This window comes from Azonexus sp., assembly GCF_036170495.1.
In the GTDB taxonomy this organism is placed as follows: Bacteria; Pseudomonadota; Gammaproteobacteria; order Burkholderiales; family Rhodocyclaceae; genus Azonexus.
Map to the genome: position 1 here is coordinate 21,429 of NZ_JAVHPH010000009.1, position 6,399 is coordinate 27,827.

Annotated in this window: 4 protein-coding genes; 2 read left to right on the top strand and 2 right to left on the bottom strand. The window is 57.2% G+C overall.

The window, feature by feature from the left end; genetic code table 11:
- Positions 1-148: 148 nt before the first annotated feature.
- A complete protein-coding gene (locus ADADOO_RS00425) occupies positions 149-3,202 on the top strand; it encodes a PAS domain S-box protein (protein WP_511274188.1) in 3,054 nt (1,017 codons plus the stop codon).
- Between the two features lie 81 nt (positions 3,203-3,283).
- Here the strand turns inward: ADADOO_RS00425 and fabI are convergent, their stop codons facing one another.
- Together fabI and ADADOO_RS00435 are read right to left on the bottom strand one after the other, a co-directional pair.
- Entirely contained in the window at positions 3,284-4,081 is a 798-nt protein-coding gene (fabI, locus tag ADADOO_RS00430; RefSeq protein ID WP_511274189.1) for an enoyl-ACP reductase FabI, read from the bottom strand.
- 89 nt (positions 4,082-4,170) lie between these two features.
- Entirely contained in the window at positions 4,171-5,817 is a 1,647-nt protein-coding gene (locus ADADOO_RS00435; RefSeq protein WP_511274190.1) for an electron transfer flavoprotein-ubiquinone oxidoreductase, read from the bottom strand.
- A gap of 87 nt (positions 5,818-5,904) precedes the next feature.
- Here ADADOO_RS00435 and ADADOO_RS00440 point away from each other — a divergent pair, with 87 nt between their 5' ends.
- Complete coding sequence (locus ADADOO_RS00440) at positions 5,905-6,315, top strand: acyl-CoA thioesterase (RefSeq protein WP_511274192.1); 411 nt, start codon at positions 5,905-5,907, stop codon at positions 6,313-6,315.
- The last annotated feature ends 84 nt before the right edge of the window (positions 6,316-6,399 follow it).

Below are 6,399 nucleotides of genomic sequence, written 5' to 3' on the forward strand. Positions count from 1 at the left end.
TCGTTTCTGGATGGTCGTTAAGCTCAATCTCTGTAGGCAGCCCATATGGGGAGTGCTATTCTGCTTTAGTAGATAGATGCTCAAGGGAAGCTGTTTTGCCGGCTTTCTCGAATGAGCGCCCAGGGAAATCAATAGCTCAGGAACGAGTATGACGGGTGATCCAGGCTTGGTGACGTCTGTAAAGAGACGTCATGGCTATATTCGCTTGCTGTGGCTTGGCGTCTGTTTGGTCAACTTGTTCGTGATTGGCATGGCCGCTCTGGTCATCCAGCAAAATCGTGCCGAAAAGGTAGCCGAGGCGGTTGCGCTGACCGAAAACTACTCGAGAATTCTGGAAGAAAGCCTGGCCGGTTTTATCAGCAAAATCGATATCTCGCTGCATATACTCAGCGACGAGGTCACGCGACAGATGGTCGGAGGAGGAATCGACCAGAAGGCGCTGGAGGCTTTCATGGCGCGTCAGGATGCCCTAATTCCAGAAGCGCTAGGCCTCCGCGTTGTCGATACCCAAGGCATCATCCGCTATGCGGTCAATGACGTGAAGGTGCGCAACGTCAGTATTGCCGATCGTCCACAATTCATTCGCCTGCGCGATGATCCGAAGGCCGGTCTGGTTATTTCGGCGCCGATTTTAGGGCGGGCTGCCGAAAAATGGATGATTACACTTGGCCGCCGCATCAACAGTTCTGATGGTTCATTTGCTGGTGATGTTCATGTGGCGGTTTCCGTCGACAATTTTATTGCCATGTTTTCCAAGGTTGATCTTGGGGGGCATGGCAATGTCGGTTTGTGGGACAAAGACAACCTGATCGCGCGTTACACAAAAACTGATTTCCAAGGCGCTACCGTTGGTCGCAGCACGCCGTCGGCAGAGTTGCGAGCCCTGCTCAATTCGGACAAAAGTGCCGCCCAGTACCATACACGTTCAGGTGTGGACGGAATTTTCCGAACCTTTCATTTTCGCCAAGTAAATCACTATCCGCTCTATTTGATCGTTGGTCTGGCTGATGAGGATTACCTGGCGGATTGGCGGAACGAGTCGCTGGGCATCGTTGCGCTGAGCGGATTGTTTTTGCTGGTGACCCTGGTTTCAACGATATTGATCAGTCGTGGCTGGAAACGGAGTGAGATTGATCAGGATGCGCTTATTCAACAGGATGCTGAATACACGGCCAAGCTGGAGGCTTCGAATCGCGCCGCTGAAGCAGCATGGCAGCAGAGTGAGCTGATCCTTTCGTCGGCTGCCGAAGGCATCTGCGGGGTTGATCTCAATGGCAAAGTGGTTTTCGTAAACCCGGCAGCGCAAAAAATGTTTGGCTGGAATCCCGGGGAGGGCGTCGGCCTTGATCTCCATGCCCTGACGCATCACCACGATAAAGATGGCAACGTCTGTACGAGTATGGATTGTGCTGTTTTCAAGACGCTGCAGGACGGTTTGCGGCGACATGTCAGCGATAGTCTGTATTGGCGCAAGGATGGGACTGCTTTTCCTGTCGAATTTACAGTATCGCCGGTTGAGCATGAAGGAAAGATCACCGGGGCAGTCAATGTCTTCAGGGAGATCACCGAGCGCAAGAAAATCGAGGCGGAACTGGAGCAACACCGGCGTCATCTTGAAGGGCTGGTCGAGCAGCGGACATGCGAGCTGATGCAGACGGAGGCGCGCGCCAGCCATATTCTTCGATCAAGTGCCGATGGCCTCTATGGAATTGATTGCAATGGAATCATCACCTTCATCAATCCGGCCGCGTGCACGATTCTGGGCTATACCGCCGAGCAGTTGATTGGCCACAAGGCACATGCCCTTTTGCACCACAGCCAACCGGATGGTTCGCCATACCCGGCAACTGAGTGCCCGAGCTACAACGCTTTGCGGCTCGGGCAGAACGTTCGTGTCGACGATGAGGTGTATTGGCACGCTGACGGTCACCCTATTCCGGTGATGTATGCCACTCATCCGATGCGTCAGGATGGCGTGATCGTGGGTGCGGTAACCAGTTTTGTCGATGTCAGCATCCAGCGTGCCGCCGCACTGGCCAGGGAACAAGCTCTGGTGGCGGCGGAAAACCTGGCCCGAGTGAGGAGCGAATTCCTGGCCAACATGAGCCATGAAATTCGTACGCCGCTCAATGGTGTGCTAGGTTTTGCCCAGATCGGTTACCGCAATTATCAGAACGCCGAGAAAGCGCGCGATGCTTTTGCCAAGATCCAGCTTTCCGGCCACCGTTTGCTCGGTGTAATCAATGACATTCTCGATTTTTCGAAGATTGAGGCCGGCAAGCTCGGTATCGAACAGACCGAGGTGGTCATTGCCGAGATTGTTCAACATTCGCTCGATCTGCTTCGTGACCGGGCCGAGGCCAAGCAGCTCGATCTGCAGGTTGAATTGGCCCCGGATCTGCCGCATAGCTGCCTCAGTGACCCCCTGCGCATGGGCCAGGTGCTACTCAACGTGCTGTCTAATGCGGTTAAATTTACGGCTACCGGCCATGTCAAACTGTCCCTCTCTCGCGAAAACGACTGGCTGGTGTTCCGGGTTGCCGACACCGGGATCGGCATGGATGCCACGCAGCTTGCGGCGCTGTTTAACCCCTTCCAGCAGGCTGATGCGTCGGCCAGCCGGAAATTCGGCGGAACGGGTCTTGGTCTGGCCATCAGCAAACGCATTCTCGAGTTGATGAATGGCGACATCCAGGTTTCCAGCGTACAGGGTGTCGGGACCAGCGTTGAGTTTCGTTTTCCTTACATCAAGCCGGAGGTCAATGAGATTCAGGCCGATATGGGGCAGGGTGCCGAGCCGTTCGTCGAAAGATCGCTGAATGGGATCTCCATCCTTGTCGCCGAGGATGAAAGAATCAATCAACAGGTGCTGCAAGAAACGTTGGAGGCGGCCGGGGCTCGTGTCGTGATGGTCAGCAACGGCCAAGAAGCGGTTGATCGGGTGCTCGGCGATGGGTGGTCGGCTTACGATGTTGTGCTGATGGATCTGCAGATGGCGGAAATGGACGGCTACCAAGCGGCTCGGCGAATATCCGCGGCTTTCCCTGGGCTTCCCATCATTGCCCAGACCGCCCATGCCTTTAACGAAGAGCGCGAAAAGTGCCTGGCTGCCGGCATGGTCGCCCATGTCGCCAAACCGGTGGACATCGATACCCTGTCCAGCGTCATCAGGCAGCATCTTGCGAGCCGGCTGCCCAAATAAAAACGCCGGCCGGCATTAACCGGTCGACGTTTTTGGCCTTTTTTCCAGTTGACCGTGGAAGTCCACGGTTGCCCGAATTCGTCAGGCGGGTAGTGGGTCAGCGTTGCCCAACGCGGTGGTATTCATGCCGCCGTCGACGTACATGATCTCGCCGGTGATACCGCTGGCCAGATCGGAGAGCATGAAAGCCGCGGCATTGCCGACTTCATCGATGGTCACGTTGCGACGCAGCGGGGCGTTGTGCGAGTTGTAGGCGAGCAGCTTGCCGAAATTGCCGATGCCTGAAGCCGCCAGGGTTTTGATCGGGCCGGCCGAAATGGCGTTGGCACGGATGCCTTCAGGGCCGAGGCAGAAAGCCAGGTAGCGGGTGGCTGCTTCGAGGCTGGCCTTGGCCAGACCCATGGTGTTGTAGTTCGGCATGGTGCGCTCGGCGCCGAGGTAGGAGAGGGCCAGAGCGGCGCTCTTGCGGCCCTGCATCATCGGCCGGGCGGCCTTGACCAGCGCCGGATAGCTGTATGACGAGATTTCGTGAGCAATGCGGAAGGACTCGCGCGAGATGCCGTTCAGGAAGTCGCCTTCGATCGCTTCGGTCGGTGCGTAGGCAATGGAGTGGACCAGGCCGTCGAGGCCGTCCCAGTGCTTGGCCAGTTCGACGAACAGGTTGTCGATTTGCTCATCGCTGGCGACGTCGACGGGAATGGTGATGTCGCTACCGAATTCGGCAGCGAACTTCTTGATGCGGTCTTCGAAACGCTCGGTCTGGTAGGTGAAGGCGAGTTGAGCGCCCTCACGGTGGCAGGCTTTGGCAATGCCATAGGCAATGGAATGCTTGGACAGCAGTCCGGTGATCAGAATTTTTTTGTCGGCGAGAAAGCCCATGTGTTGTTCTCCCTAAGGGGTTTAGCCGCAGGATTATAAACCGGGAATCCGTGATTCGCGTTATGCGCAAACCGTTTCCCGGGCTGGGTTTACATATTCGGGTAAGTCGGGCCTTCGCCGCCTTGCGGCACCACCCAGTTGATGTTCTGGGTCGGGTCCTTGATGTCGCAGGTCTTGCAATGCACGCAGTTCTGCGCGTTGATCTGCAGGCGCGGATTGGCGCCGCTTTCGTCACGCAGGATTTCATAGACTCCGGCCGGACAGAAACGCTGCTCCGGCGCATCGTATTGCGCCAGATTGACGGCGATCGGCACGCTGGCATCCTTCAATTGCAGATGGCAGGGCTGGTCTTCCTCGTGGTTGGTGCTGGAGAGAAAGACGGAAGACAAGCGGTCGAAGGTGATGACGCCATCCGGTTTCGGATAGGCGATGGGCTCGCAGTCGGCGGCCAGTTTGAGTTTGGCGTGGTCCGGCGTTCGATTGTGCAGGGTCCACGGTGCCTTGCCGCGCAGCACAACCTGGTCGATGCCGAACATGATGGAGCCGAGCGCCAGCCCCTTGTTCATCCATGGTTTGAAGTTACGTGTTTTATGAAGTTCATCGTACAACCAACTGTTTTTAAATGACTCTTTGTAAGCGGTTAGTTCGTCGCGCTGGCGTTCGCTGGCCAGTGCCGCAAAGCAGGCTTCGGCTGCCAGCGAGCCGGTCTTGATAGCGCAATGCGAGCCCTTAATGCGCGCCGCGTTGAGAAAGCCGGCGTCGTCGCCGATCAGCACACCGCCCGGGAAAGTCAGTTTTGGCAGCGACTGCAGGCCGCCGGCGGTCAGGGCGCGGGCGCCGTAGGCGATGCGTTTGCCGCCTTCGAGGAACTTGCGGATTTCCGGGTGCGTCTTGAAACGCTGGAATTCTTCGTAAGGTGACAGGTGCGGGTTGCTGTAGCCGAGGCCGACGACGAAGCCGACGGCAATCTGGTTGTTTTCCAGGTGGTAGAGGAAGCCGCCGCCATAGGTATCCGGCTGCATCGGCCAGCCGCCACTGTGAATGACCAGGCCAAGCTGGTGCTTGTCCGGCTCGATTTCCCACAGTTCCTTGAGACCGATGCCGTAGGTTTGCGGGTCTACGCCGTCGCGCAGATTGAATTTGGCTTCGAGTTGCTTGCCGAGGTGGCCACGACAACCTTCGGCGAAGAAGGTGTATTTGCCATGCAGTTCCATCCCCATCTGGAAATTCGGGCCTTCGGAGCCGTCATGCAGGCGGCCCATGTCGCCGGTCGCCACGCCTTTGACGGCGCCGTTTTCGTCGAACAGCACTTCGGCACCGGCAAAACCGGGGTAGATCTCGACGCCGAGCGCCTCGGCCTGTTCGCCCAGCCAGCGACAGACGTTGCCCAGCGAAATGACGAAATTGCCTTCGTTGTGGAAACAGTCGGGTAGCAGGCTGTTCGGCACCTTGGTGGCACCGGTTTCGGAGAAAATGAAGAAGCGGTCTTCGGAGACCGGAGCATTGAGCGGGGCGCCATCTGTCTGCCAGTTGGGCAGCAATTCGCTCAGGGCTCGCGGGTCCATGACGGCGCCGGAAAGAATATGGGCACCGATTTCGGCACCTTTTTCGATCAGGCAGACGCCGAGATCGGTTCCTTTTTCTGCCGCCAGCTGTTTGAGGCGGATCGCCGAGGCCAGGCCGGCCGGGCCGCCACCGACGATGACGACGTCGAATTCCATGGATTCGCGTTGCATGATGTCTCCTGATTTTATTGTTGACTTGATTTCAATACGGTACAGTATGGAAATATTTTGATCAACACCACTCTAGTATTCAAGTTTATGGACCACAAGAAAAAGCTGATTCACGTCACCAAAATGCCCATTCGCTGGGGCGACATGGACGCCTACGGGCACGTCAATAACACGGTGTATTTCCGCTACATGGAGCAGGCACGGGTCGAGTGGGTCGAGGACATGCAGGTCCCGGTTCGTCCGGGCGGCGCCGGGCCGGTGATCATCAATGCCAGTTGCACCTTCCTGATTCCGATGACGTATCCAGGGATGGTCGAGGTGCGGACCTATGTCGGCGCGATCGGTCGTTCCAGTTTCGAGACTTACGTCGAAATGCGCATCGAAGGCGGCGAGCGCATTTTTGCCGAGGGCGCCGCCAAGGTGGTGTGGATGGATACGCAGACCGGAAAATCGGTGCCGCTGCCGGATCACGTACGGGCCAGCCTCGAAGCAGAGTAAACTCGCTGCCCATCGCATCGTCGAAACCAAAGAGCATGGGCAAACGAAAAGTCTGGGAAAAACTGCTGTCGAGCGAACGCCTGG

Bases quoted from the DNA above. Each gene is read 5' to 3' on its own strand.
- ADADOO_RS00425 (WP_511274188.1), top strand. From the start codon at position 149: ATGACGGGTGATCCAGGCTTGGTGACGTCTGTAAAGAGACGTCATGGC.
- fabI (WP_511274189.1), bottom strand. From the start codon at position 4,081: ATGGGCTTTCTCGCCGACAAAAAAATTCTGATCACCGGACTGCTGTCC.
- ADADOO_RS00435 (WP_511274190.1), bottom strand. From the start codon at position 5,817: ATGCAACGCGAATCCATGGAATTCGACGTCGTCATCGTCGGTGGCGGC.
- ADADOO_RS00440 (WP_511274192.1), top strand. From the start codon at position 5,905: ATGGACCACAAGAAAAAGCTGATTCACGTCACCAAAATGCCCATTCGC.